At 55.2% G+C, this 24,724-nt stretch carries 24 protein-coding genes; 16 read left to right on the forward strand and 8 right to left on the reverse strand.

Going from position 1 to position 24,724, the window contains the following annotated elements; genetic code table 11:
• Positions 1-31 precede the first annotated feature (31 nt).
• Positions 32-1,168 carry a 23S rRNA (guanine(1835)-N(2))-methyltransferase RlmG gene (rlmG, locus tag EoCCA6_RS08705; RefSeq protein ID WP_152082341.1) on the reverse strand — a complete coding sequence of 379 codons (1,137 nt, stop codon included), beginning with the start codon at positions 1,166-1,168 and terminating at the stop codon, positions 32-34.
• Positions 1,169-1,251: 83 nt separating this feature from the next.
• On the opposite strand from rlmG, the gene EoCCA6_RS08710 reads away from it, so the two are divergent.
• The 4 genes from EoCCA6_RS08710 (at position 1,252) to sstT (ending at position 5,557) form a co-directional block, all read left to right on the forward strand.
• Positions 1,252-1,755 (forward strand): YgjP-like metallopeptidase domain-containing protein, encoded by a 504-nt coding sequence (locus EoCCA6_RS08710; protein WP_152082342.1) that lies wholly within the window; start codon positions 1,252-1,254, stop codon positions 1,753-1,755.
• Positions 1,756-1,825: 70 nt separating this feature from the next.
• Complete coding sequence (locus EoCCA6_RS08715; protein WP_152082343.1) at positions 1,826-2,824, forward strand: Gfo/Idh/MocA family protein; 999 nt, start codon at positions 1,826-1,828, stop codon at positions 2,822-2,824.
• Between the two features lie 251 nt (positions 2,825-3,075).
• Positions 3,076-4,041, forward strand: a complete 966-nt coding sequence (locus EoCCA6_RS08720; protein WP_152082344.1) for a TerC family protein — start codon at positions 3,076-3,078, stop codon at positions 4,039-4,041.
• Positions 4,042-4,315: 274 nt separating this feature from the next.
• Positions 4,316-5,557, forward strand: coding sequence for a serine/threonine transporter SstT (gene sstT, locus EoCCA6_RS08725; protein ID WP_152082345.1), 1,242 nt, complete (start codon positions 4,316-4,318; stop codon positions 5,555-5,557).
• 85 nt (positions 5,558-5,642) lie between these two features.
• Here the strand turns inward: sstT and EoCCA6_RS08730 are convergent, their stop codons facing one another.
• Together EoCCA6_RS08730 and uxaC are read right to left on the reverse strand one after the other, a co-directional pair.
• Complete coding sequence (locus tag EoCCA6_RS08730) at positions 5,643-7,130, reverse strand: UxaA family hydrolase (protein WP_152082346.1); 1,488 nt, start codon at positions 7,128-7,130, stop codon at positions 5,643-5,645.
• Between the two features lie 17 nt (positions 7,131-7,147).
• Complete coding sequence (uxaC, locus tag EoCCA6_RS08735) at positions 7,148-8,560, reverse strand: glucuronate isomerase (RefSeq protein WP_152082347.1); 1,413 nt, start codon at positions 8,558-8,560, stop codon at positions 7,148-7,150.
• A gap of 476 nt (positions 8,561-9,036) precedes the next feature.
• On the opposite strand from uxaC, the gene EoCCA6_RS08740 reads away from it, so the two are divergent.
• From EoCCA6_RS08740 to EoCCA6_RS08790, 11 genes are all read left to right on the forward strand, one after another.
• Positions 9,037-10,335 carry an MFS transporter gene (locus EoCCA6_RS08740; protein WP_152082348.1) on the forward strand — a complete coding sequence of 433 codons (1,299 nt, stop codon included), beginning with the start codon at positions 9,037-9,039 and terminating at the stop codon, positions 10,333-10,335.
• Between the two features lie 196 nt (positions 10,336-10,531).
• Positions 10,532-11,308: a transcriptional regulator ExuR gene (exuR, locus tag EoCCA6_RS08745; protein ID WP_152082349.1), complete on the forward strand. Its 777-nt coding sequence runs from the start codon at positions 10,532-10,534 to the stop codon at positions 11,306-11,308.
• Positions 11,309-11,652: 344 nt separating this feature from the next.
• Positions 11,653-12,315, forward strand: a complete 663-nt coding sequence (gene yqjA, locus EoCCA6_RS08750) for a DedA family general envelope maintenance protein YqjA (protein ID WP_152082350.1) — start codon at positions 11,653-11,655, stop codon at positions 12,313-12,315.
• A gap of 2 nt (positions 12,316-12,317) precedes the next feature.
• On the forward strand, positions 12,318-12,701 hold the full coding sequence (mzrA, locus tag EoCCA6_RS08755) for an EnvZ/OmpR regulon moderator MzrA (protein ID WP_152082351.1): 384 nt from the start codon (positions 12,318-12,320) through the stop codon (positions 12,699-12,701).
• Between the two features lie 142 nt (positions 12,702-12,843).
• Positions 12,844-13,212: a DUF1090 domain-containing protein gene (locus EoCCA6_RS08760; RefSeq protein ID WP_152082352.1), complete on the forward strand. Its 369-nt coding sequence runs from the start codon at positions 12,844-12,846 to the stop codon at positions 13,210-13,212.
• Between the two features lie 29 nt (positions 13,213-13,241).
• Positions 13,242-13,547, forward strand: coding sequence for an ElaB/YgaM/YqjD family protein (locus tag EoCCA6_RS08765; RefSeq protein WP_008503141.1), 306 nt, complete (start codon positions 13,242-13,244; stop codon positions 13,545-13,547).
• 2 nt (positions 13,548-13,549) lie between these two features.
• The gene (locus EoCCA6_RS08770; RefSeq protein ID WP_152082353.1) at positions 13,550-13,948 is read left to right on the forward strand and encodes a phage holin family protein; all 399 of its coding nucleotides are present in this window, start codon (positions 13,550-13,552) and stop codon (positions 13,946-13,948) included.
• Positions 13,945-14,241 (forward strand): YqjK-like family protein, encoded by a 297-nt coding sequence (locus EoCCA6_RS08775; RefSeq protein WP_152082354.1) that lies wholly within the window; start codon positions 13,945-13,947, stop codon positions 14,239-14,241. The genes EoCCA6_RS08770 and EoCCA6_RS08775 overlap by 4 nt, the downstream gene beginning before the upstream one ends.
• A 279-nt stretch (positions 14,242-14,520) precedes the next feature.
• On the forward strand, positions 14,521-14,913 hold the full coding sequence (locus EoCCA6_RS08780) for a DoxX family protein (protein ID WP_152082355.1): 393 nt from the start codon (positions 14,521-14,523) through the stop codon (positions 14,911-14,913).
• A 73-nt stretch (positions 14,914-14,986) separates the two neighbouring features.
• A complete protein-coding gene (locus EoCCA6_RS08785) occupies positions 14,987-15,973 on the forward strand; it encodes a glutathione S-transferase family protein (protein ID WP_152082356.1) in 987 nt (328 codons plus the stop codon).
• Between the two features lie 106 nt (positions 15,974-16,079).
• On the forward strand, positions 16,080-16,445 hold the full coding sequence (locus EoCCA6_RS08790) for a DUF805 domain-containing protein (protein WP_152082357.1): 366 nt from the start codon (positions 16,080-16,082) through the stop codon (positions 16,443-16,445).
• Between the two features lie 39 nt (positions 16,446-16,484).
• On the opposite strand, the gene yhaJ is transcribed toward EoCCA6_RS08790, so the two are convergent.
• On the reverse strand, positions 16,485-17,387 hold the full coding sequence (gene yhaJ / locus EoCCA6_RS08795) for a DNA-binding transcriptional regulator YhaJ (protein WP_152082358.1): 903 nt from the start codon (positions 17,385-17,387) through the stop codon (positions 16,485-16,487).
• A gap of 104 nt (positions 17,388-17,491) precedes the next feature.
• Between yhaJ and EoCCA6_RS08800 the strand changes: the two genes are divergently transcribed.
• Positions 17,492-18,193, forward strand: a complete 702-nt coding sequence (locus tag EoCCA6_RS08800; RefSeq protein ID WP_152082359.1) for a pirin family protein — start codon at positions 17,492-17,494, stop codon at positions 18,191-18,193.
• Between the two features lie 50 nt (positions 18,194-18,243).
• Here the strand turns inward: EoCCA6_RS08800 and EoCCA6_RS08805 are convergent, their stop codons facing one another.
• The 4 genes from EoCCA6_RS08805 to tdcD all read right to left on the reverse strand — a co-directional run bounded on the left by EoCCA6_RS08805 (position 18,244) and on the right by tdcD (position 24,696).
• Complete coding sequence (locus EoCCA6_RS08805; RefSeq protein WP_152082360.1) at positions 18,244-19,548, reverse strand: L-cysteine desulfidase family protein; 1,305 nt, start codon at positions 19,546-19,548, stop codon at positions 18,244-18,246.
• A gap of 20 nt (positions 19,549-19,568) precedes the next feature.
• Positions 19,569-20,900, reverse strand: a complete 1,332-nt coding sequence (locus tag EoCCA6_RS08810) for an SLC5/6 family protein (protein WP_152082361.1) — start codon at positions 20,898-20,900, stop codon at positions 19,569-19,571.
• A gap of 277 nt (positions 20,901-21,177) precedes the next feature.
• Positions 21,178-23,472 carry a formate C-acetyltransferase gene (pflB, locus tag EoCCA6_RS08815; RefSeq protein WP_152082362.1) on the reverse strand — a complete coding sequence of 765 codons (2,295 nt, stop codon included), beginning with the start codon at positions 23,470-23,472 and terminating at the stop codon, positions 21,178-21,180.
• A 15-nt stretch (positions 23,473-23,487) separates the two neighbouring features.
• On the reverse strand, positions 23,488-24,696 hold the full coding sequence (gene tdcD, locus EoCCA6_RS08820) for a propionate kinase (RefSeq protein ID WP_152082363.1): 1,209 nt from the start codon (positions 24,694-24,696) through the stop codon (positions 23,488-23,490).
• Positions 24,697-24,724: the final 28 nt, after the last annotated feature.

The raw sequence follows: 24,724 nt of genomic DNA on the forward strand, positions 1-24,724 counted from the left end.
GGTAAGCGCAGCGCCACCGGGCAAAAAAAACTTACCGACGACGCCCCAGCTTCACAGATTTCAGCACCACAAACTTGTTGTTCGTCGCAATGGTGACGCAGTTACCGAAAATCTTCTTCAGCTTGTGGAAGTAGTCCAGGTGACGGTTTGCCACGATGTACAGCTCGCCGTTAATTTTCAGGCAGCGTCGCGCATGGTGGAACATCTCCCAGGCGACGTTATCCGTCAGGGCGTGCTTCTGGTGGAACGGCGGGTTGCAGAACACCGCGTTGAAGCGGAAAGGCTCCACGCCCGACAGCGCGTTGTTGATCATAAACTCGCAGCGATCCAGCGCCTCAGGCATGTTGGTTTCTACGTTCAGACGGCTGGACGCCACCGCCATGGGCGACTCATCGCTGAACACCACGCTCGCTTCCGGGTTCTTCGCCAGCAGCGTCAGGCCAATCACGCCGTTGCCGCAGCCCAGATCGACAATTTCGCCTTCCAGGTTTTCCGGCAGATGTTCCATAAAGAAACGCGCGCCGATATCCAGCCCCGTGCGGGAGAAAACGTTCGCGTGGTTATGGATGGTCCAGTCGGTCCCTTCCAGCGTCCAGCTCAGCGTCTCTGGCGCATCAGCCAGTTCCGGTGCGCTAAACGTACAGTTGATCAGACGCGCCTTTTTCCACGCCAGCGTGGTGGTGGTTGGGCCGAGCACTTTCTCGATCAGTTCCAGCGTCGAGGTGTGAATATCACGCGCTTTGGCACCCGCAATGATGCGCGTTTCCGGCGTCACGACTTTACGCAGCGCACGCAGCTGTTGCTCCAGCAGCGCCATGGTTTTCGGCACTTTGATCAGTACCACGCCCGGCGCCTGCGGGTACTCCGCGGTGCTGTCGAGGAACTTCACGCTACCTTCATCGATATCGTTGTGACGCAGGTTTTCACGCGTCGCCAGCTCGCTTAAGTAAGAATCGCCGATGCTGTAGGGCGAGTGTTGCGCCAGGGCGCAGCCCAGCGCGCCAAACGCGTCATTCAGGATCAAAACCGGGCCGCGGATTTCAGTCTCATCCAACTGCTGCAGCAGATATTCATCCGCCGCTTCCCACGCCTGAAGCGGGTTAACGTCGTCCGTCTCCGGGAAACGTTTAAGGTTGAGTGAACGGAAACCGTTGTCTAAGTGGCTCATCGGCCCTCCTGAATGGTAAAATTTGGCGTATCCCTGAAAAGGGTGCGTGAGTATACCCGTTTTATTGTCATTTTGGGGCGTTGATGAACCAACTAACTTATCTCCAGGGCTACCCGGAGCATTTACTTTCTCAGGTGCGCAGCCTGATTGCCGGGGAAAAGCTGGGGGCGGTGCTGGAAAAACGTTACCCCGGCACGCATGATTTCGCGACTGATAAGGCGCTCTGGCAGTATACGCAGGATCTGAAAAACCGGTATCTCAAGAGCGCGCCGCCGATCAACAAGGTGATGTACGACAACAAGATCCACGTTTTGAAGAACGCGCTCGGCCTGCACACTGCCATCTCCCGCGTGCAGGGCGGCAAACTGAAAGCCAAAGCGGAGATCCGCGTGGCGACGGTATTTCGCACTGCGCCAGAACCGTTTTTGCGGATGATCGTAGTGCACGAACTGGCGCACCTGAAAGAGAAAGAGCACGACAAGGCGTTTTACTCTCTGTGCTGCCACATGGAGCCGCAGTACCACCAGCTGGAGTTTGATACCCGTTTGTGGCTTACGCATTTATCGTTAAAGAGTAATGCGCAGTAGCGCACGCGAATTGTCATGATGACGTGCTACAGTGGCTAAAGGTTCCCAGCAACGGAGTACGTAAACGTTTATGATACGTTTCGCAGTCATTGGCACGAACTGGATCACACGCCAGTTCGTCGACGCCGCCCACGAAACCGGCAAATATAAGCTCACCGCAGTCTATTCCCGCAGCCTTGAACAGGCGCAGAGTTTTGCAAACGACTACCCGGTCGAACACCTGTTTACCTCGCTCGACGAGATGGCGCAAAGCGACGCCATTGACGCGGTCTATATCGCCAGCCCGAACGCCCTGCACTTCCCGCAAACGAGGCTGTTCCTCAGCCATAAAAAGCATGTGATTTGCGAGAAGCCGCTGGCCTCAAATATTCAGGAAGTGGAAGCCGCCATTCAGCTTGCCCGCGAAAACCAGGTGGTGCTGTTCGAAGCGTTCAAAACCGCCAGCCTGCCGAACTTCCTGCTGTTGCAGCAGTCCCTGCCAAAAATTGGCAAAGTGCGTAAAGCCTTTATTAACTACTGCCAGTATTCCTCACGCTACCAGCGCTATCTGGACGGTGAGAACCCGAACACCTTTAACCCGACCTTCTCTAACGGCTCGATTATGGACATCGGTTTTTACTGCCTGGCCTCTGCCGTGGCGCTGTGGGGCGAGCCGCACGGCGTAACGGCCACCGCCAGCCTGCTGGAGAGCGGCGTGGATGCACACGGCGTAGTGGTGCTGGATTACGGCGATTTCAGCGTCACGCTGCAGCACTCGAAAGTGAGTGATTCCGTGCTGCCGAGCGAAATTCAGGGGGAAGCCGGGTCGCTGGTCATTGAGAAGATCTCCGAATGCCAGAAGCTGAGTTTTGTGCCGCGCGGCGGTAAAGCGCAGGAGCTGACGCAGCCTCAGCATATTAACACTATGCTCTATGAGGCAGAGGTCTTCGCCCGTCTGGTAGAAGATAACGAGGTGAATCACCCAGGCCTCGCGGTAAGCCGCACCACGGCGAAGCTGCAAACGGAGATCCGCCGTCAGACTGGCGTGGTGTTCCCTGCAGATGGCGTGGGTGCAGAAGCGGTCGCGTAAAACTGTGTAATGAAACGGCGCAGACCATTGACGAAACCGATGGTCTGACATATTTTGTTACCTGCAAAGGGGAGTAACTTCTTCGCCGGTGGATCGTCATTACGATGCGTGCAAAACCGCATCCGGTCGCCGGGCAACCTTCATGGTTGTAAGTGAGACCTTGCCGGAAGGCGAGGTCTATGCATAAAAAGCTAACGGCTATCGTCTTCTGACCATAGCCGTTTTTGTTTTTTATGTGTAAGGAAAATAGTATGCATTCTGTCGGCACTCCAATGTTGTGGGGCGGATTCGCGGTAGTCGTGCTCATCATGCTGGCGATCGACCTCTTTTTGCAGGGCCGTCGCGGCGAGCACGGCATGAGCGTCAAGCAAGCCGCCGTCTGGTCACTGGTGTGGGTATCCCTCTCACTCCTCTTCTGCGCCGCCTTCTGGTGGTATCTGGCTTCGACCGAGGGCCGCGCGGTGGCCGATCCTCAGGCTCTCGCCTTCCTCACCGGTTATCTGATTGAAAAAGCGCTGGCGGTGGATAACGTCTTCGTCTGGCTGATGCTGTTCAGCTATTTCGCTGTGCCTGCCGCCCTGCAGCGTCGCGTGCTGGTTTACGGCGTGCTGGGAGCGATTGTCCTGCGTACCATCATGATCTTCGCCGGAAGCTGGCTGATCACCCAGTTCGAATGGCTGCTGTATGTGTTCGGCGCGTTCCTGCTGTTCACCGGGGTCAAAATGGCGCTGGCGAAAGAAGATGAAACCGGTATTGGCGAGAAGCCGCTGGTGAAGTGGCTGCGTGGTCATCTGCGCATGACGGATAAAATCGAAAGCGAGCACTTCTTTGTGCGGAAGAACGGCCTGCTGTTTGCCACCCCGCTGCTGCTGGTGCTGATTCTGGTTGAACTGAGCGACGTGATTTTTGCGGTAGACAGTATCCCGGCGATCTTCGCGGTGACCACCGATCCGTTCATTGTTCTGACCTCTAACCTGTTTGCGATCCTCGGTCTGCGTGCGATGTACTTCCTGCTGGCAGGTGCGGCAGAGCGCTTCTCAATGCTGAAGTACGGCCTGTCGGTGATTCTGGTGTTTATCGGTATCAAGATGCTGATTGTCGACTTCTACCACATCCCGATCGCCATTTCGCTGGGTGTGGTATTTGGCATTCTGGCCGTGACGCTGATCATCAATACCTGGGTTAACCGCCAGCACGACAAGAAGCAGCAGGTTTAGTGCAACGTTCGGTGCGGGCTGATGCCCTCACCCCACCCCTCTCCCACAGGGAGAGGGGGAAATGCAATGTCGGCCGGGTAAGCGCAGCGCCACCCGGCATTTTCGTTAACCAATAGTTAAAAAACATGACGCAACACGTAAAATCCAGCATTTTACGCTTCCCTCCTTTCGCGCATTCCCTATACTCGACCAGGCAAACATTTACTTACATCCGGAAACAAACGTGACTTAGAGCACATCCAGGATGGAACGCAATTTCACTCAGGAATAACGTATGAGCACACAATCAAGCGGTCTGTTCGCGCGCCTGGCGCAGGGCAGCCTTGTAAAACAAATTCTGGTCGGGTTGGTATTGGGTATTCTGCTGGCGATGGTGTCAAAACCTGCCGCGGAAGCAACGGGACTGCTCGGTACGCTGTTCGTAGGCGCACTGAAAGCTGTTGCACCGGTGCTGGTACTGATGCTGGTCATGGCGTCGATTGCCAACCACCAGCACGGACAAAAAACCAACATTCGCCCTATTTTATTCCTGTATCTTCTGGGAACCTTCTCTGCTGCCTTAACGGCCGTTGTGTTTAGCTTCCTCTTCCCCTCCACGCTGCATCTGACCAGCGCGGCAGGTGATATCACACCGCCTTCCGGCATCGTAGAGGTATTACGCGGCCTGCTGATGAGCATGGTATCCAACCCGATTGATGCCCTGCTGAATGCAAACTACATTGGCATTCTGGTTTGGGCGATTGGGCTTGGCTTCGCGCTGCGTCACGGTAACGAAACGACCAAAAATCTGGTCAACGATATGTCCAACGCCGTGACCTTTATGGTGAAAATCGTGATCCGTTTTGCGCCAATCGGTATCTTCGGGCTGGTCTCTTCTACGCTCGCAACCACCGGTTTTGAGACGCTGTGGGGCTATGCACAGCTGCTGATCGTCCTGATTGGCTGTATGCTGCTGGTGGCGCTGGTGATCAACCCGCTGCTGGTATTCTGGCAGATCCGCCGCAACCCGTATCCGCTGGTGCTGATGTGCCTGCGCGAAAGCGGCGTGTATGCTTTCTTCACCCGCAGCTCTGCGGCGAACATTCCGGTTAACATGGCGCTGGCGGAGAAGCTGAATCTGGATCGCGACACCTACTCGGTGTCGATCCCACTGGGTGCCACCGTGAATATGGCGGGTGCGGCGATCACCATCACCGTGCTGACGCTGGCGGCGGTACATACGCTGGGTATTCCGGTGGATCTGCCGACAGCGCTGCTGCTGAGCGTCGTGGCGTCGCTGTGTGCCTGTGGTGCATCCGGCGTGGCGGGTGGTTCGCTGCTGCTCATTCCGCTGGCGTGTAATATGTTCGGTATCCCGAACGAGATCGCGATGCAGGTGGTAGCCGTTGGCTTTATTATCGGCGTGCTGCAGGATTCCTGTGAAACGGCACTGAACTCCTCTACCGACGTGCTGTTTACCGCAGCGGCCTGTCAGGCGGAAGACGCGCGTTTAGCGAAGAACGCCCTGCGCGGGTAAAAAAAAAGCCCGGTGGCGGCTACGCCTTACCGGGCCTACAGGATTTGGTAGGTCGGATAAGCGTTAGCGCCACCCGACATAATATTTACAGCGTCACACCACTCTTAAAGATCGCCAGCTCACGGAAGTCGTTCTTCTCGTTGCAGGTCTGCCTGCCGCTGGCGAATTCCACGATGGTATCGACGAATTCGTTCAGCAACTGCGGCATTGCTTTGCCGTGGATCAACTGACCCGCATCGAAGTCAATCCAGTGCTTTTTCTTCGCTGCCAGCTCGCTGTTGGTAGCAATTTTTACCGTTGGCACAAAACCGCCGTATGGCGTACCGCGACCGGTACTGAACAGCACCATATGGCAACCGGCACCTGCCAGCGCGCTGGTGGCAACCGCATCATTACCCGGCGCGCTCAGCAGGTTCAGACCGGGCGTTTTCAGGCGTTCACCGTAGCGCAACACGTCCACGACCTGGCTGGCTCCGGCTTTCTGAGTACAGCCGAGAGATTTCTCTTCCAGCGTGGTGATCCCCCCCGCCTTGTTCCCCGGTGATGGGTTCTCATAAATCGGCTGGTTATGCGCGATGAAATACTGTTTAAAGTCGTTCACCATGGTGACGGTCTTTTCAAACGTCTCTTCGTCGCGGCAGTGGCTCATCAGAATACGCTCTGCGCCGAACATCTCCGGCACTTCGGTCAGCACGGTAGTGCCACCGTTGGCGATCATATAATCCGAGAAGCGGCCCAGCATCGGGTTGGCGGTGATACCGGACAGACCATCTGACCCGCCGCACTCCAGACCAAACTTCAGCTCGCTCAGCTTGCCCGGCTCGCGCTTATCATGACGCATCACCTCATACAGTTGGTGCAGTTGCTCAATGCCCGCTTCCACTTCGTCGTCCTGATGCTGGCACACCATAAAGTGCACACGCTCAGGGTCGAACTCCCCCAGCGTTTCACGGAAGGCATCCACCTGGTTGTTCTCACAGCCCAGGCCAATCACCAGCACCGCGCCCGCGTTCGGGTGGCGCACCATGTTTTGCAGCATGGTGCGGGTGTTAATGTGGTCGTCACCCAGCTGTGAACAGCCGTAAGTGTGGCTGAAAAGATGCACTCCGTCGGTGCCTTCGGCATCGTTGGTCTCTTTCAGGAAGCGCGTCTGGATTTGCCGCGCGATCCCATTCACGCAACCGACGGTCGGGAGTATCCACAGTTCGTTGCGGATGCCCACGTCGCCGTTAGCGCGGCGGTAGATCTGAACATCGCGATCTGCCGCCTGCCCCTCTTCCGCCTGAAAATCAGGTTGATAGCTGTACTCGTCCAGATCGCTGAGATTGGTGCGGGTATTGTGGGAATGAATATGTTCACCCGGCGCAATATCCGCCAGCGCATGACCAATCGGCAAACCGTACTTAACGACGTTTTCCCCTTTGGCGATCGGTTTCACGGCAAATTTATGCCCGCGAGCAATCGCCTGGCGCAGCGTGACCGTCTGGTTCTCAACGGTCACAACGTCACCTTCAGTCAGGTCCGCCAGCGCGACGGCAACGTTATCCAGCGAATGGATTTTGATGTATTGCATATCAACCTCAAACGGCCTTAGTTCAGTTCAATGGCGAAGTAGTCACGCGCATTGTTAAAGCAGATGTTTTTCACCATTTCGCCCAGCAGCTGGATATCCGCCGGTGCTTCTCCTGCCTGCACCCAGCGGCCAATCATCTGGCACAGGATGCGACGGAAATATTCGTGGCGAGTGTAAGACAGGAAACTGCGGCTGTCGGTCAGCATGCCGACAAAGCGGCTTAACAGGCCGAGCTGCGCCAGCTGCGTCATCTGACGTTCCATGCCGTCTTTCTGATCGTTGAACCACCAGCCAGAACCGAACTGCATCTTGCCTGGCATCCCTTCGCCCTGGAAGTTACCGATCATGGTGCCCAGCACTTCGTTATCGCGTGGGTTCAGGCAGTAGAGAATGGTTTTTGGCAGCAGGTTCTGCTCGTTTTGTTTACTCAGCAGTTTCGACAGCTCTTCCGCCAGCGGACGGTCGTTAATGGAGTCGAAGCCCACATCCGCGCCCAGCAGCTTGAACTGGCGCTGATTGTTATTACGCAGCGCGCCAATGTGGTACTGCTGTACCCAGCCGCGACGCGCGTATTCCGCACCGAGGAACACCAGCACTGCCGTTTTGAACTGGGCCACTTCGTGTTCGTTAAGGGATTCACCTGACAGTCGACGCGCCAGGATGCTGTCCAGCTCGGCTTCGTTAGACTCAGCAAACAGCACCACGTCCAGCGCGTGGTCAGACACCTTACAGCCGTGCGCCGCAAAGTGATCCAGACGTTTGGTCAACGCAGTTTGCAGGTCGGCGAAACGACGAATGTCGGTATCAGAGACTTCGGCCAGCTTCGCCATGTAATCGTTAAAGGTTGCCTGCTCAATGTTGAACGCTTTATCCGGACGCCAGCTTGGCAGCACTTTGATGTCAAAAGCCGTGTCTTTAGCGACAACCGCGTGGTGTTCCAGCGAATCGACGGGGTCGTCGGTGGTGCCCACCATTTTCACGTTCATCTGTTTCATGATGCCGCGCGCAGAGAAGTTGTCCTGCGCCAGCAATTCATTGCACCGCTCCCAGATTTCATCAGCAGTGGCCGGGGAGAGCAGTTTACCGGTGATGCCAAACGGACGACGCAGTTCGAGGTGCGTCCAGTGGTATAACGGGTTGCCAATGGTGTGCGGAACGGTCGCGGCCCAGGCGTCAAACTTCTCGCGGTCGGTAGCGTCACCAGTACACAGGCGCTCAGCCACGCCGTTGGTGCGCATCGCGCGCCATTTGTAATGGTCACCCTTCAGCCAGATGTCATACAGGTTTTTGAAACGGTAATTTTCGGCAACCTGCTGCGGTGGCAAGTGGCAGTGGTAGTCGAAAATCGGCTGGTCTTTTGCGTAGTCGTGGTACAGGCGGCGAGCAAATTCGGTATCTAACAGAAAATCTTCGGTCATAAACGGCGTCATTATCGTCATCCTCTTAACGAGAGCGTCAGAAATCGTATGTTCAGATGCTGCAAAGTTATCACACCAATTTCCACTGACCGAAGTTTTTTTCGTGAGTTAGATCAATAATCGTCGATAAAAAAATTACCCTCAAAGGAGTAAACCCTTCTGCAAGCCCCGCCAGCACTGGCTTTGTTCTCACAACAGAATATCCCTACAAAGAATCACACATTTGTGATGTCACTCACCTTTTAAAGTTGTATGACAAGTTATCTTTTCGCCGTCGCAAACTATAAGCCGACGGAATGCATTGCCGGTGTCAGATACATCGGATTTAACGGTACGGAAACCGACTTATGCACGAGTACTTATGGCAAGGTTCGGGCCGTTCCGGGAAATTCTCCCGGTTACGCCCCTCCCGTTACAGAACAGCTCCCGGCAACGGTTGAGGTGTTGCCGTGCCCCGGCACGGAAATAACATAACGATGAGGTTTTACATGCGTAAAATTAAAGGGTTACGTTGGTACATGATCGCACTGGTGACGCTCGGCACCGTGCTGGGCTACCTGACACGTAACACCGTGGCAGCAGCGGCTCCAACGTTGATGGAAGAATTGCATATCTCAACACAGCAATACTCCTACATCATTGCGGCGTATTCCGCCGCTTACACCATAATGCAGCCTGTTGCAGGTTATGTTCTTGATATTCTGGGGACTAAAATTGGTTATGCCTTCTTCGCCGTCGCCTGGGCTGTGTTCTGTGGTGCAACTGCGCTGGCAGGCAGCTGGGGTGGCCTGGCGCTGGCACGTGGTGCGGTCGGTGCTGCAGAAGCGGCGATGATCCCTGCGGGCCTCAAAGCCAGTTCCGAGTGGTTCCCGGCGAAAGAGCGCTCTATCGCAGTGGGTTACTTCAACGTCGGCTCCTCCATCGGTGCAATGATTGCGCCACCGCTGGTGGTCTGGGCTATCGTCATGCACAGCTGGCAGATGGCGTTCATCATCTCAGGTGTACTGAGTTTTGCATGGGCGATGGCGTGGCTGATCTTCTATAAGCACCCACGTGACCAGAAAAAGCTGTCCGAAGAAGAACGTGAATACATCATCGGCGGGCAGGAAGCGCAGCACCAGACCAACAACGGCAAAAAAATGTCTGTCTGGCAGATCCTGGGCACGCGTCAGTTCTGGGGGATCGCCCTGCCGCGTTTCCTGGCTGAACCTGCATGGGGGACATTCAACGCCTGGATTCCGCTGTTCATGTTTAAAGTTTACGGCTTTAACCTGAAAGAGATTGCGATGTTCGCCTGGATGCCAATGCTGTTCGCAGACCTGGGTTGTATCGTTGGCGGCTACCTGCCACCGCTGTTCCAGCGCTGGTTTGGTGTCAACCTGATTGTCTCCCGTAAAATGGTGGTGACCATGGGTGCCCTGCTGATGATTGGCCCTGGCATGATCGGCCTGTTCACCAGCCCTTACGTGGCTATCGCCCTGCTGTGCATTGGTGGTTTCGCTCACCAGTCTCTGTCCGGTGCGCTGATTACCCTCTCTTCTGACGTCTTCGGACGTAACGAAGTGGCAACCGCAAATGGTCTGACTGGTATGGCAGCCTGGACCGCGAGCACCCTGTTTGCGCTGGTCGTCGGTGCGCTGGCGGACACCATTGGCTTTAGCCCGCTGTTCGCGGTACTGGCCATCTTCGACCTGATGGGGGCGGTGGTGATCTGGACGGTGCTGAAGAGTAAATCGGCAGATGAACTGGCGAAAGAGTCCCTCGGCGGACCGGCAACGCAGAGTTAGCATCGCTGTGCCGGGTGGCGGCTTCGCCTGACCCGGCCTACAAAACCCAATAAAATCCAGGCCGGGTAAGCGTAGCGCCACCCGGCAAAATCTGCACAAAAGCCGCCGCCGGGCGGCTTTTTTCATGGCAAAATCTGGAGACTGGCGCACAAAAGTGGTATAACAAATAATCCGCCGTACCCTGCCTGGAGCGCATATGGAAATCACCGAATCACGTCGTTTATATCAACAACTTGCTGCCGAACTGAAAGATCGCATCGAGCAAGGGGTCTATCTTGTCGGTGACAAACTCCCCGCTGAACGCTTTATTGCTGATGAAAAGAGTGTAAGCCGCACCGTGGTGCGCGAAGCGATCATCATGCTGGAAGTGGAAGGCTATGTTGAGGTGCGTAAGGGTTCTGGTATACACGTGATATCCAGTCAGGCAAAACACTCCCCGGCACCGGATGAAAGCCTGGAGTTCGCCAGCTACGGTCCGTTTGAGCTGCTCCAGGCTCGTCAGTTGATCGAAAGCAACATTGCGGAGTTCGCGGCAACGCAGGTGACCAAACAGGACATCATGAAACTGATGGAGATCCAGGAGAAAGCGCGTAAGGAAAAATGTTTCCGCGATTCAGAGTGGGATCTGCAGTTTCACGTTCAGGTGGCTCTGGCAACCCAAAATACAGCACTGGCGGCAATTGTTGAAAAAATGTGGACTCAGCGCGTTCACAACCCGTACTGGAAGAAACTGCATGACCATATCGATTCACGCACCGTCGATAACTGGTGCGACGACCATGATCAGATCCTTAAGGCACTGATTCGTAAAGATCCGCATGCAGCAAAACTGGCGATGTGGCAGCACCTTGAGAACACCAAGCAGATGCTGTTTAACGAAACCAGTGACGACTTCGAATTCAATGCTGACCGTTATCTTTTTGCCGACAATCCTGTCGTTCATCTTGATACCGCGTCCAGTCTCGCAAAATAGCGTTCCTTTTCTCTGGCAGGCGCTTCGTTGCGCCTTCTGCCAGTAATGGGTAAGCAAAACATATATAGTGTCAGCCTTTGTAAATCCCCTCGCTCCCTTCCAGGGCTTACGCCAAAATCATCTCTCCCCTGCAAATTCTGTGACGCAGAACGTTGGGCTTTGTTACAATTGGATTCACTTCGCTATTTTGTAAGTTAGTGCTTGCTAACCAGCCAATTAACAGGGAACAGTGTTGGCCACATCTCAATGTGTCCGCGAGCGATCATAATGAAATCATAACAATGTCGCCGTGCTGTTTTTCCCGGATAACAGGCGTGACGTTAACCGATTTCCAGGAACACTGAATGGAACTTTTGACCCAACTACTGAATGCCTTATGGGCTCAGGACTTTGAAACGCTGGCCAACCCGTCCATGATTGGCATGCTCTATTTCGTCTTGTTTATGATCCTGTTTCTTGAGAATGGATTGCTTCCTGCCGCCTTTTTACCGGGCGACAGCCTGCTGGTGCTGGTCGGCGTTTTGTGTGCCAAAGGGGCGATGGCATTTCCGCAAACCATTTTGCTGTTAACCATTGCCGCCAGTCTCGGCTGCTGGGTGAGCTATATCCAGGGACGATGGCTTGGCAACACGCGGATTGTGCAAAACTGGCTTTCCCACCTGCCAGCGCATTATCACCAGCGCGCGCACCATCTTTTCCATAAGCACGGTTTGTCAGCGCTGCTGATTGGCCGCTTTATCGCTTTTGTGCGCACCCTGCTGCCGACCATCGCGGGCTTGTCCGGGCTGAGCAGCACACGCTTTCAGTTTTTCAACTGGATGAGCGGCCTGCTGTGGGTGCTGATCCTCACCACCCTGGGCTACGCGCTCGGCAAAACGCCTGTGTTTATGAAATATGAAGACCAGTTAATGTCCTGCCTGATGCTGCTGCCGGTCGTGCTGCTGGTGTTTGGCCTGATCGGTTCGCTGGTTGTGCTGTGGAAAAAGAAATACGGAGCCAGGGGCTAACGATGGCAATGACCCCGCTCTCTCTGCGCCGCTTCTCATACGCCATGATCGCGCTGATGATGTTCAGCGTCATGCTCCTGGCGTGGGCCGCGTTGCAGCGTCAGGAATCTACGCTGGCGATTCGTTCGGTGAACCAGGGTGCCAGTGTGCCGGACGGTTTTTCTGTCTGGCATCACCTGGATGCCAACGGAATTCGTTTCAAGAGCATAACTCCGCAGGATGATGTGCTACTGATTAAATTTGACTCCAGTGCACAAAGCGCAGCGGCAAAAGCCGTTCTCGACAGAACGCTGCCCCAGGGTTATATCATTGCTCAACAGGATGACGATAGCCACACGGCGTCCTGGTTATCACTGCTACGCGACACGTCGCATCGCTTCGGATAACTTCCAGGATTCCGAATCTTTTCACTTACTTTGGTGAATATCCCGTTTACTTACTATGCTTAAGTACGCGGAGCACCCCTCAATGTTCTCCGCATGTTTCTGGATAGCGGTGTACGCCGCAACACAATGGAAGGTTTCTATAATGAAATACCGCATCACTCTGGCTCTGGCCCTTTTTTCTTTAAGCACAGCTTCCTTCGCCAATTCTCTCTGTCAGGAGAAAGAACAGGAAATTCAACGCGAGATCAGTTTTGCCGAAAAGCACAACAATCAGAACCGGATCGACGGTCTGAAAAAAGCGTTGAGCGAAGTGAAAGCCAATTGCACGGACAGCAAGTTGCGTGCCGATCACCAGAAAAAAATCGCTGAACAAAAGGACGAGATAGCTGAGCGCCGTCAAGACCTGCAGGAAGCGAAAGAGAAAGGGGATGCGGATAAAATTGCCAAGCGCGAGAGAAAGCTGAAAGAAGCGCAGGACGACCTGAAAGCGCTGGAAGCTCGCGATTATTGAGTTAACGGAAATCTCAACAGGAGAGAATCATGTCAAAAGATACGACGTCTGAACATCTGCGCGCTGAACTGAAATCCCTGGCCGATACCCTGGAAGAGGTGCTGAACTCCTCTGCCGACAAGTCAAAAGAAGAAGTCAGCAAGCTGCGCAGTAAAGCGGAGCAGGCGCTGAAAGAGAGCCGCTACCGCCTGGGTGAAACCGGCGATGCGCTGGCGAAACAGACTCGCGAAGCGGCGGCGCGCGCTGACGAATATGTCCGTGATAACCCATGGACGGGCGTTGGTATCGGTGCCGCCGTAGGTGTGGTACTGGGTGTTCTGCTGACGCGTCGTTAATTATGGAAGATCCTCGTCACGCACAAGGGCCTGCTAAAAACGTCCTCGGCATCGGCCAGCGTATATTAACCACGCTGGTCGGGATTGCCGAAACGCGCGTCCGGCTGGCAGTGGTTGAACTGGAAGAGGAGAAAGCCAATCTCTTCCAGATGCTACTGATGCTTGGGCTTACCATGCTCTTCGCCGCATTTGGTCTGATGAGCCTGATGGTATTAATCATCTGGGCTATCGACCCGCAGTATCGGCTTAATGCGATGATTGCCACTACCGTTGTTCTGCTTGTTGCAGCATTGATTGGCGGTATCTGGACACTGCGTAAAGCGCGAAAATCCACCTTCCTGCGCCATACGCGCCAGGAGCTGGCTAACGACCGCGCTCTGCTGGAGGATGACAAGCCGTGAGCGACAAAGCCGAACGTCAGAAGCGAAAAGCGTACCTGCTAAGCCAGATCCAGCAGCAGCGGCTGGATCTTTCTGCCAGCCGTCGCGACTGGATCGAGGCGACGCATCGGTTCGATCGTGGCTGGAATACCTTCCTGAGCCTGCGTTCGTGGGCGCTGGTTGGCAGCAGCGTGATGGCAATCTGGACAGTCCGCCATCCTAATATGCTGATCCGCTGGGCTCGCCGTGGCTTTGGTGCCTGGAGCGCCTGGCGTCTGGTGAAAGCGACGTTGCGGCAGCAGCAGCTGAGGTAGCCTTCTCGCCGGGTGGCGGCTTCGAGGTAAAAGCAAAACGGTAACCCTGGTTACCGTTTTTTGTTTTTGCGCCCTCTCCCTGTGGAAGAGGGATGAGGTGAGGGCACCAGCCCGCACGCCCCTTGCTCAATATCTTTGAAAAAGATTGACAGTTTTCCTTGCTAACAATTGCCATCCGTCACGTTTACACTCCTCTCCATCGATAGCAAAGCCGCGGTATCTACCCGAATTTGCACATATTTAAAGTTCAGCCGCTGTTGTGGTTTCCTGGAGAGAGAAATGAAAAAATTAGAAGATGTTGGTGTACTGGTCGCGCGCATTCTGATGCCGATTCTGTTTATTACCGCAGGCTGGGGCAAAATCACCGGTTATGCGGGAACTCAGCAATATATGGAAGCGATGGGCGTACCGGGCTTCCTGCTGCCACTGACCATTCTGCTGGAGTTCGGCGGCGGCCTGGCGGTACTGTTCGGCTTCCTGACCCGCACCACAGCACTGTTTACCGCAGGCTTCACCCTGCTGACGGCGTTTATCTTCCACAGTAACTTTGCGGAAGATGTGAACTCCCTGATGTTCATGAAAAACCTGACCATCGCAGGCGGCTTCCTGCTGCTGGCTATCACCGGGCCAGGTGCCTACAGCATTGACCGCCTTCTGAATAAGAAGTGGTAAGCAGGCTATAATTAATGAACACAAAGCGAGGAGATCTCTCCTCGCTTTTGCTTATCTGACGGAGGAGAACAAAATGGGACAACTCGTAGATGGTGTCTGGCAGGATGTCTGGTATGACACCAAATCCACCGGCGGACGCTTCAAGCGCTCAGCGTCGGCCTTCCGTAACTGGCTGACCGCCGACGGTACGCCCGGCCCGAGTGGCGAAGGTGGCTTTGCGGCGGAGAAAGACCGTTATCACCTTTATGTTTCCCTCGCCTGTCCGTGGGCACACCGCACGCTGATTGTACGTAAACTTAAAGGACTGGAATCGTTCATTCCGGTCTCGGTGGTAAACCCGTTGATGCTGGAAAACGGCTGGACGTTTAACAGTGACTTCCCTGCTGCGACCGGCGATGACCTTTACCACCACGACTTCCTCTACCAGCTTTATCTGCGTGCCGATCCGCACTACACCGGACGCGTTACCGTACCCGTGCTGTGGGACAAGAAAAACCAGACCATCGTCAGTAATGAATCCGCCGAAATCATTCGCATGTTTAACACGGCGTTTGATGCCCACGGTGCCCGCGCCGGGGATTATTATCCGGTTGAATTGCGTGAGAAAATCGACGAGCTGAACAGCTGGATTTACGACAACGTAAACAACGGTGTCTACAAAGCCGGTTTTGCCACCAGCCAGGAAGCCTATGACGAAGCAGTCGGGAAAGTATTTGAATCCCTGGAGCGTCTGGAGCAGATCCTCGGTCAGCACCGCTATCTGACGGGCGACCGCCTGACCGAAGCTGACATCCGCCTGTGGACGACGCTGGTACGTTTTGATCCGGTCTATGTCACCCACTTTAAGTGCGATAAACATCGCATCAGCGACTACCTCAACCTGTATGGTTTTCTGCGTGACATCTACCAGATGCCGGGCATTGCTGAAACGGTCAATTTTGACCACATTCGCACCCACTATTTCCGCAGCCATAAAACCATCAACCCGACGGGCATTATCTCCATTGGCCCGTGGCAGGATCTGGATGAACCACACGGTCGCGACGTCCGTTTTGGATAAATATTAAGGGCATCAATAGATGCCCTTTTTTAATTCACAATCTCCATCTATCCTTACCTCGATCGCTTAAAAAACAAGTGATTGACTGATTAATGAGGCAAGGAAAATGGACTGGTATTTAAACGTACTGCGCAACTACATTGGATTTGGTGGCCGCGCCCGCCGCAAAGAGTACTGGATGTTCGCTCTGGTGAACTTCATTCTTCTCGTGGTGCTGGGCATCGTTGATAAAATTCTCGGCTGGCAGCAGGCCGGCGGGGAAGGCATTCTCACATCAATTTATGGCATATTTATTCTGCTGCCGTCCTGGGCAGTACAGTTCAGACGCCTGCACGACACCGATCGTTCAGCATGGTGGTTACTGTTGCTGTTGATTCCGGTGGTAGGTTGGATCGTGATTTTGATCTTCAACTGCCAGAATGGCACGCCGGGTGAAAACCGCTTCGGTCCAGACCCGAAAGCCAGCGCATAAAAAAAGCCCGGTGGCGCAAAGCGCTCCGGGCCTGCACATTTATTTATTGTGGTGGGCAAAGAGCTTTGGTATTTCGCGCAAACACCACGACTTGGCTTCCCCCATACTGTCGCGCCGCCACGCCATAATGATATCCACTTCACTGGTGTATTCCGGGCTGACAACGCGCAGCCGCCCTTCGGCAATGTCTTTTTCAACAAACGGATACGGCATCGTCGCCACGCCCAGACCGGCCAGCAACGCCTGACGTTTATCTTCAAGAGACGTGACGGTCAGACGCGGCTGTTTATCCAGCAACTGCACCGTTAACACCGGACGCTCGCGCGCGGTGTCGGCCACTGCCACGCCACGATACTTCACGCGCGTCACTTCTGAGAGCGGCTCTGGCTCCTGGTGGATCGGATGATCCGGGGCAGCCACGTAAACGTTCATCACGCTGTAGAGCTTGCGGGAGTTGATTTCAGATGAGGATCGGAAGTGCATGTCCGGGGCAATCACGATATCCGCCCTGCCCGTCTCCAGACGCTCCCACGCGCCTGCCAGCACCTCGGTAATGATCGACAACTGGGTGTTAGCTTTATCCGCCAGTCTGTCCACCAGCGGGAACAGCGCCTCGGTAGGTACCAGCGCTTCGGTAACCAGCGTCAGATGGGTTTCCCAGCCGCGCGCCAGTGCTTCGGCGTCTGTCGTCAGCTTATCCGCTGCTTCCAGCAGCACACGACCGCGCTCCAGCAGCATTCGGCCAACGTTAGTGAATTTTGTTCGATGACCGGAGCGGTCAAAGAGCACCACGTCCAGCTCCTCTTCCAGCTTCTGCATGGTGTAGCTCAGCGCAGACGGAACGCGCCCCAGTTCATCTGCCGCTGCGGCAAAGCTGCCGCGCCGGTCAATCGCGTCCATAACGCGCAGCGCCTCAAGCGTCAATGCTCTCTCTTTAGCCATCTCGTTCTCATTCAGGAAATTTGAACATACCGGGCAGAATATCTGGCTAACAATGCAGCGTCCATACCTTTACCATTGTTTTAGTGTAAAGAGAGGTCAAGTTTATGATTACGACAAGAACAGCTAAACAGTGCGGACAAGCCGATTTCGGTTGGCTGCAGGCCCGCTACACCTTTTCCTTTGGACACTACTTTGACCCGAAACTCCTCGGTTATGCTTCACTGCGTGTATTAAATCAGGAAGTGCTCGCCCCAGGCAGCGCCTTCCAGCCGCGTACATACCCGAAAGTCGATATCCTGAACCTGATCCTGGAAGGCGAGGCAGAATACCGCGATAGCGAGGGCAATCATGTCCAGGCAAAGGCTGGCGAAGCGTTGTTAATTTCCACGCAGCCCGGTATGAGCTACAGCGAGCATAACCTTAGCAAAGACAAAACGCTGACCCGCATGCAGCTATGGCTGGATGCCTGCCCGGAGCGGGAAAATCCGCTGCTGCAGAAACTGGATTTGAACGGTGAAAAACAACAGTTAATTGCTTCGCCGGACGGCAGCAACGGTAGCCTGCAACTGCGCCAGCAGGTATGGCTGCACCATATTGAGCTAAAAAAAGGCGAGCAGGCGAGCTTCCAGCTTCACGGGCCACGCGCCTATTTGCAGTCGATCCACGGCACGGTGCATGCAGTGACGCACACGGAAGAGAAAGAAGCGCTCACCTGCGGTGACGGGGCGTTTATTCGTGATGAAGCGAATATCACCCTGGTGGCGGATACACCGCTGCGCGCGCTGTTGATTGATTTGCCGGTGTAGCCCCCTCACCCTCGCCCCTCTCCCCTTTGGGGAGAGGGGCGAGGAACGACTCACGACACCTTATTTGCCATAATCTCAATAATCTGCCGGTCCGTTTCCTGCATCGAGCGGCACGCCAGTGCGCACAGGTTCGAAATAGATTGCTCCACATCGTGCGCAACAATCCCTTCGTTGCCCGTGACGGCGGAATCATCCAGCGCCATCATCACCGCTTTCCAGGCACTCCCGACGCTGGTCGAAACCTTCATTGCGCAGCTATTAGAAGCGCCGTCGCAGATCATCCCGCTGACATCACCGATCATGCTGCTGATAGCCATCGCGATCGTCTGGTAACTTCCGCCCATCAGCCACGCCATCCCTGCCGCGGCCCCCATTCCAGCAGTTGTCGCTGCACATAACGCCGACAAACGCGGAAGCTGGTGATGGATGTAGATCGCTGACAGATGCGAGAGCATCAGCGCCCGCGCCCGTTTTTCATCATCAGCCTGAATATGTTCGGCAACGACAACCACCGGCATAGTGGCGGTGATCCCCTGATTCCCGGAACCTGAGTTGCTCATCGCCGGAAGCGTCGCGCCGCCCATACGTGCGTCTGAAGCCGCGCTGGTGCGGATCACAATGTCGGAGCCGACATCCTGCGCCATCCATCCGCGCGAGCGCTGTTTATGCAGCGTCGCACCAATGTGCAGCCCCCACTTCCCGCTTAACCCTTCGCGGGAGAGCGCATCGTTGAGCCGCCCGGCATCCAGGATAAAGCGGATCGCCTCGAACGGCACCTGCTCCACAAACTCAAGGATCTGCGACAGCGTGGTGTTTGAGAGCACCGCCAGCGGATCGTCGGTGACCTGACGCTGTTGAGAGTCCAGCGTAAAGCGCGTTTCGCCCTGACAAACCACCTCCACGACGCGCGTATGCCCACCGGCAATGGTCACCATTGCCGAGGTGTCGCCAGCGTAAACACAGGCGCGCGAATAGAGGATTTCATCGCACGGTTCCTGCAACTTCACCTGCACTTTTCCGGCATTCAGCATCGCTTTTGCGCGGGCCAGCGCATCGGGTGTTGCGTCTTTTAACACCTCCAGCCCGGCGTGCGCATTACCGCCAATGGCCCCCAGTGCCGCCGCAATCGGTAGCCCGACCATTCCGGTGCCAGGCACTGTCACACCAAGACCGTTTTTCATCAGGTTCGGTGACACCCACGCCTCAATCTGCGTGACCTCACCGCTCAGTTGCTCAGCCGCAATCGCACACGCCAGCGCCAGTGAGACGGGTTCCGTACATCCCAGTGCAGGTTTAACTTCTTCCTGCACCGCGCGAATAAAATGGTTCCATAAAGGATTAGTTTGCTCAGACATCGTTACGACCTTATTTGCCCTCAGGAGAACGCGAGGAAAGGAGAAACACAAAGCAGCAGCCCGGTGATGACAATAATCACTAGCGACACGCCTTTATATTTGTGCAGCGCAGGGACTTTGTAGACCAGCCACGCCGGAATTAAGCAGCCGACCATGCCGAATATCGGGCTGCAAATAGAGGTAAAGCTCAGCACCGGTGCGTTTAAAACAATGGCGCTCCAGGCCAGCAGAATGGCGAAAAACATGATGCCGCGCTGCACCGTGTTTTCATTGATCTTCTCCGCTGGCATTTTGCGGCGCAGGATGTTCATCACAATGCCCTGAGTCGCCTCGCGGAAACCAAGATAGACGCCAAAGAACGCAGTCATAACCGCGAAAATATTGAGGATCACGCTGACGATTTTGACCCAGCCTGCGCCGTCGCCGCTGATAAACTGCGCCGCGATGGCCAGGGCAGAGATATTCTGCTCGTAGGCTTTAACCGCCTCATCGTGCCCCATCGCCAGGGTGAAAGAGACGGCGTAGAAAAAGACCGTCACAAACAGAATGCCAAAGGCAATATTCATTGCCCGCAGCGCTTTATGACGCGCCACCTCAACGGACTTTTCCCGTGAGCGATAGGAAATCACCATCGGACTTAGCGTCTGAATAAAGAGGATCGAGGTTAAGGTAAACGGCAGCGTAATAATGGCGTTTTTAATCAGCAGCCCCATCGGTGGCAGCATGCCCACGTTGGCTAAATGCCAGAGGCCAATCATCGACAATCCCAATGCTGCGACCACAAATAACTTAGTGAGCACCATCAGGCTGGAGACTTTAAACAGCAGCTTTTCGCCGCGTGAAGAGATCGCCACCAGAATGCAGATGAGGAATAAACCGTAGAACGGATTTTCCGAGAGTAACCCGTCAGTCACGCCAAACGTGTGTAAATAAGAGGCGCTATCGTTAGTGATGGCCGTGGAATACACAAACATCCAGATGACCAGCATCACGAAATAGAGTGCGCCTAATAAAATGCCCCAGTTTTTACCTAAATAACCGCTTATCACGCTCGGGTAGTCTTTGCATTCCGGCGATTCCGCCAGCGTATTAATAAACAACCGCTGGAAGAGGTACATGGCCGGGTAACCAATAATCGACGAAAGTAAAAAGACCCACAGACCCATTAATCCCACCTGCACCGGGAGAAAAACAATCCCCGCGCCGATAGCCATCCCGATACTCATAATCACCCAGCCCGTATCGGTACTGTCGAATTTAATCGCCTCTCGCCATTCGCTTTCACTCATTCCCGCCCGCCTTGCCGCAGGGGAATCATTCACAATCACACTGCTGTTTGTTGCCGTATCCATAAAAAGGCACTCGCTTAGTTTGTAGGGTAAACAGTTATTTTTATGAGGTTCTGACCACCAGCGATAATGAGCCAGAGCGTTGCAGGTGTTTGTTATTGGTGTGGAAAGATCATATCCGGAGAGTGAGAGAAAAAAGTCACAATGTTTATAAGGATTTTCTGTTTCAGGAGGAAAATTTACTTCTTTACCGGAGAATATTGCGGAGTTTTTCTAAAAGTGATGGTGATCAAGAAATGAAAATCCCCCTCATGGCGAGGGGGATTTTAATCGTACTGATTTACATCGCCTGCGTAAACGTCCTTGAAATCACGTCCTGCTGCTGCTCACGCGTCAGGGCGTTAAACCGCACCGCATACCCTGAAACGCGGATCGTCAGGTTCGGATAATTCTCCGGATGCTCAATCGCATCCAGCAGCATTTCCCGGTTCATGACGTTGACGTTCAGGTGCTGCCCGCCTTCGATAGCCGCTTCGTGGTGGAAGTAACCGTCCAGCAGCCCCACGAGGTTAGTTTTACGCACCCCCTCATCTTTCCCCAGCGCCTGCGGCACGATGGAGAAGGTATAAGAGATACCGTCTTTCGCGTAGGTGAACGGCAGCTTGGCGACCGAGGTTAACGAGGCCACTGCCCCTTTTCTGTCGCGCCCGTGCATCGGGTTCGCGCCTGGGGCAAACGGCGTGCCGCCGCGGCGTCCATCCGGCGTGTTCCCGGTCTTCTGGCCGTACACCACGTTTGAGGTGATGGTCAGGATCGACTGGGTCGGCACCGCGTTGCGGTAGGTTGGCAGCGCCTGAATTTTCTTCATAAAGCGCTCGACCAGGTCGCAGGCGATGCTGTCCACGCGATCGTCGTTGTTGCCGTACTGCGGGTAGTCCCCTTCGATGACAAAATCGACCGCCAGACCGGTATGGTCGCGCACCGGTTTTACCGTCGCATATTTAATCGCTGACAGGGAATCCGCCGCCACCGACAGTCCGGCGATGCCGCAGGCCATCGTGCGGTAAACGTCGCGGTCATGCAGCGCCATCAGCGAGGCTTCGTAGCTGTACTTATCATGCATGTAGTGAATGAGATTCAGCGCGCTGATGTACTGCACCGCCAGCCAGTCCATAAAGTGATCGAGGCTCGCCATCACGGTGTCGTAGTCCAGCACGTCATCCAGCAGCGGCTCGGTTTTCGGGCCGACCTGGATCTTCAGCTTCTCATCCACCCCGCCATTGATTGCATAGAGCAGCGTTTTCGCGAGGTTGGCGCGCGCGCCAAAGAACTGCATCTGCTTGCCGATCACCATCGGGCTGACGCAGCAGGCAATGGCATAATCATCGCTGTTGAAATCCGCACGCATCAGATCGTCGTTCTCATACTGCAGCGACGAGGTAACGATCGACACCTGCGCGGCGTATTTCTTGAACGCAATCGGCAGTTGTTCGGACCAGAGGATCGTCAGGTTTGGCTCCGGCGCGGGTCCCATGGTGTGGAGCGTATGCAGGTAGCGGAAGCTGTTCTTCGTCACTAGCGTGCGGCCATCCAGCCCCATCCCGCCGATCACTTCGGTCGCCCAGATCGGATCGCCGGAGAAGAGCGTGTCGAACTCCGGGGTACGCAGGAAGCGCACCATGCGGATCTTCATAATGAAGTGGTCGATCAGCTCCTGTGCCTGAACCTCATCCAGCCGCCCGGCCTGCATATCGCGTTCAATGTAGATATCAAGGAACGATGCCGTGCGCCCCAGCGACATCGCCCCGCCGTTCTGGGATTTCACCGCCGCCAGATAAGCAAAGTACACCCACTGCACCGCTTCCTGGGCCGTTATCGCCGGACGTGAGATATCAAAGCCATAGTTCGCCGCCATCTGCTGGATCTGCAGCAGCGCGCGCTTATGTTCCGCCAGCTCTTCACGCAGGCGGATCGTGGCCTCCAGATCTTCACCACGCTCCAGTTTTCCCTGAAGATCGGCGAACTGCAGCTCACGTTCACGCACCAGATAGCTGATGCCATACAGCGCCACGCGGCGGTAGTCACCAATGATACGCCCTCGCCCGTAGCCGTCCGGCAGGCCCGTCAACACGCCCGATTTACGGCAGCGCATCATCTCCGGGGAGTAGACGTCAAACACGCCCTGGTTGTGGGTTTTTCGCAGCTCGGTAAACAGGTATTCAAACTGCGGCTCCATTTCGCGGCCATACGCCTCGAATGAACTGCGGATCATGTTGATCCCACCATACGGATGCAGGGCACGCTTGAGCGGTTTATCCGTTTGCAGGCCGACGATGGTTTCCAGATCTTCGTCAATATAGCCCGGACCGTGGGCGGTGATGGTGGTGGCAATGTTGGTGTCAAAATCCACTGGCGCGTGGGTAGCATTCTCCTGACGAATGCCGACCATCACCTTTTGCCACAGCGCCGTCGTTGCAGGCGTCGCCTGCGCGAGGAAAGCCTCATCGCCTTCATAAGGGGTGTAGTTATGCTGAATAAAATCGCGCACGTTAACGGCGTCTTTCCATTCTTCACCGCGAAACCCGGCCCATGCGTCGCTGTAGGGCGCGACGCCTGTATCGATTGTTACTTTCATTTGATTCTCGCTTTATCAGGCGTAAGCCGCTGCCGGAATGACCTTTCCAAGACGGAGGGCATCCAGCGCGATCATTTTTTCTTCGTTGGTAGGGACAACCGCGCAGGCCACGCGGGACGACTCGGTGGAGATCACGCGCTCGCCCGCACTACCCGGCAGGGCGTTTTTGGCGTCGTCGAGGCTGATACCAAAGACCTTGAGGCGCTCAGCCACCAGTGCGCGGATCAGTTTTGAGTTTTCGCCGATACCACCGGTAAATACCACACCATCCAGGTGGTGCAGCGATGCGGCGTGACCGGCGATATGCCGCGCGATACGGTGTACAAACGTGTTAATCGCCAGTTGCGCACGCTGATTACCCTCGTGCCAGGCTTTTTCCAGAGAGCGGAGATCGGATGAAATTCCGGAAAGGCCAAGCAGGCCGGACTCTTTATTGACCACGCGCTCCAGATCCTCGAACGACTGGCCGGTCTGCTGGGCAATCCACGCCATCGCGCCAAAATCGACATCGCCACAGCGCGTGCCCATCACCAGCCCTTCCAGTGGCGTCATTCCCATAGAGGTATCAACGCTTTCACCGTTACGTACCGCACAGATGGATGCGCCGTTGCCAAGATGGGCGATGACCAGCCCGCTATCATCGGGGGACAGCCCGAGAAGCGTATGCGCCTGACCAGCCACGTAGCGGTGAGAGGTGCCGTGGAAGCCGTAGCGACGCACGCCCAGCTCTTCGAAATAGCGGTATGGTAAGCCGTAAAGATACGCCTGCGGCGGCAGCGTCTGGTGGAAGCTGGTGTCGAACACTGCCACCTGCTGTACGCCGGGGAATAAATGCGCTGCCGCTTCCACGCCATTCAGATTGGCGTAGTTATGCAGCGGGGCCAGAGGGGAAACCTGGCGGATCTGTTCAATAACCTCTTCAGTGATCAGGGTCGACTCGCTGAAAAGCTCGCCGCCGTGAGCAATACGATGGCCAATTAAGGCCACGCTGCTCATCAGGTCGCGCTTTTCCAGCTCCAGGGCGATGGCAGCCAGCGCCCCTTCGTAGTCCTGGTGAGCCAGTCTGACCGGCTCACCCCCGTTCACGGAAATAAAGGCGTTTTCAGTATTAATGCCGTCTGCAATGCCCGTCATCAGGGCATCGCAATTTGATGCATCCAGAACCGAAAACTTAACAGAGGACGATCCACAGTTAATAACCAATACAACCGGAAACTCAATCATGGTATGACTCCGCTCTTCCTGAGCTTTG

The sequence above is a fragment of the Enterobacter oligotrophicus genome (assembly GCF_009176645.1).
GTDB classification, from domain to species: domain Bacteria; phylum Pseudomonadota; class Gammaproteobacteria; order Enterobacterales; family Enterobacteriaceae; genus Enterobacter; species Enterobacter oligotrophicus.

What these genes read in the sequence shown, in the direction of transcription:
- rlmG (WP_152082341.1), bottom strand. Translation starts at nt 1,168, where the DNA reads ATGAGCCACTTAGACAACGGTTTCCGTTCACTCAACCTTAAACGTTTC.
- EoCCA6_RS08710 (WP_152082342.1), top strand. Translation starts at nt 1,252, where the DNA reads ATGAACCAACTAACTTATCTCCAGGGCTACCCGGAGCATTTACTTTCT.
- EoCCA6_RS08715 (WP_152082343.1), top strand. Translation starts at nt 1,826, where the DNA reads ATGATACGTTTCGCAGTCATTGGCACGAACTGGATCACACGCCAGTTC.
- EoCCA6_RS08720 (WP_152082344.1), top strand. Translation starts at nt 3,076, where the DNA reads ATGCATTCTGTCGGCACTCCAATGTTGTGGGGCGGATTCGCGGTAGTC.
- sstT (WP_152082345.1), top strand. Translation starts at nt 4,316, where the DNA reads ATGAGCACACAATCAAGCGGTCTGTTCGCGCGCCTGGCGCAGGGCAGC.
- EoCCA6_RS08730 (WP_152082346.1), bottom strand. Translation starts at nt 7,130, where the DNA reads ATGCAATACATCAAAATCCATTCGCTGGATAACGTTGCCGTCGCGCTG.
- uxaC (WP_152082347.1), bottom strand. Translation starts at nt 8,560, where the DNA reads ATGACGCCGTTTATGACCGAAGATTTTCTGTTAGATACCGAATTTGCT.
- EoCCA6_RS08740 (WP_152082348.1), top strand. Translation starts at nt 9,037, where the DNA reads ATGCGTAAAATTAAAGGGTTACGTTGGTACATGATCGCACTGGTGACG.
- exuR (WP_152082349.1), top strand. Translation starts at nt 10,532, where the DNA reads ATGGAAATCACCGAATCACGTCGTTTATATCAACAACTTGCTGCCGAA.
- yqjA (WP_152082350.1), top strand. Translation starts at nt 11,653, where the DNA reads ATGGAACTTTTGACCCAACTACTGAATGCCTTATGGGCTCAGGACTTT.
- mzrA (WP_152082351.1), top strand. Translation starts at nt 12,318, where the DNA reads ATGGCAATGACCCCGCTCTCTCTGCGCCGCTTCTCATACGCCATGATC.
- EoCCA6_RS08760 (WP_152082352.1), top strand. Translation starts at nt 12,844, where the DNA reads ATGAAATACCGCATCACTCTGGCTCTGGCCCTTTTTTCTTTAAGCACA.
- EoCCA6_RS08765 (WP_008503141.1), top strand. Translation starts at nt 13,242, where the DNA reads ATGTCAAAAGATACGACGTCTGAACATCTGCGCGCTGAACTGAAATCC.
- EoCCA6_RS08770 (WP_152082353.1), top strand. Translation starts at nt 13,550, where the DNA reads ATGGAAGATCCTCGTCACGCACAAGGGCCTGCTAAAAACGTCCTCGGC.
- EoCCA6_RS08780 (WP_152082355.1), top strand. Translation starts at nt 14,521, where the DNA reads ATGAAAAAATTAGAAGATGTTGGTGTACTGGTCGCGCGCATTCTGATG.
- EoCCA6_RS08785 (WP_152082356.1), top strand. Translation starts at nt 14,987, where the DNA reads ATGGGACAACTCGTAGATGGTGTCTGGCAGGATGTCTGGTATGACACC.
- EoCCA6_RS08790 (WP_152082357.1), top strand. Translation starts at nt 16,080, where the DNA reads ATGGACTGGTATTTAAACGTACTGCGCAACTACATTGGATTTGGTGGC.
- yhaJ (WP_152082358.1), bottom strand. Translation starts at nt 17,387, where the DNA reads ATGGCTAAAGAGAGAGCATTGACGCTTGAGGCGCTGCGCGTTATGGAC.
- EoCCA6_RS08800 (WP_152082359.1), top strand. Translation starts at nt 17,492, where the DNA reads ATGATTACGACAAGAACAGCTAAACAGTGCGGACAAGCCGATTTCGGT.
- EoCCA6_RS08805 (WP_152082360.1), bottom strand. Translation starts at nt 19,548, where the DNA reads ATGTCTGAGCAAACTAATCCTTTATGGAACCATTTTATTCGCGCGGTG.
- EoCCA6_RS08810 (WP_152082361.1), bottom strand. Translation starts at nt 20,900, where the DNA reads ATGGATACGGCAACAAACAGCAGTGTGATTGTGAATGATTCCCCTGCG.
- pflB (WP_152082362.1), bottom strand. Translation starts at nt 23,472, where the DNA reads ATGAAAGTAACAATCGATACAGGCGTCGCGCCCTACAGCGACGCATGG.
- tdcD (WP_152082363.1), bottom strand. Translation starts at nt 24,696, where the DNA reads ATGATTGAGTTTCCGGTTGTATTGGTTATTAACTGTGGATCGTCCTCT.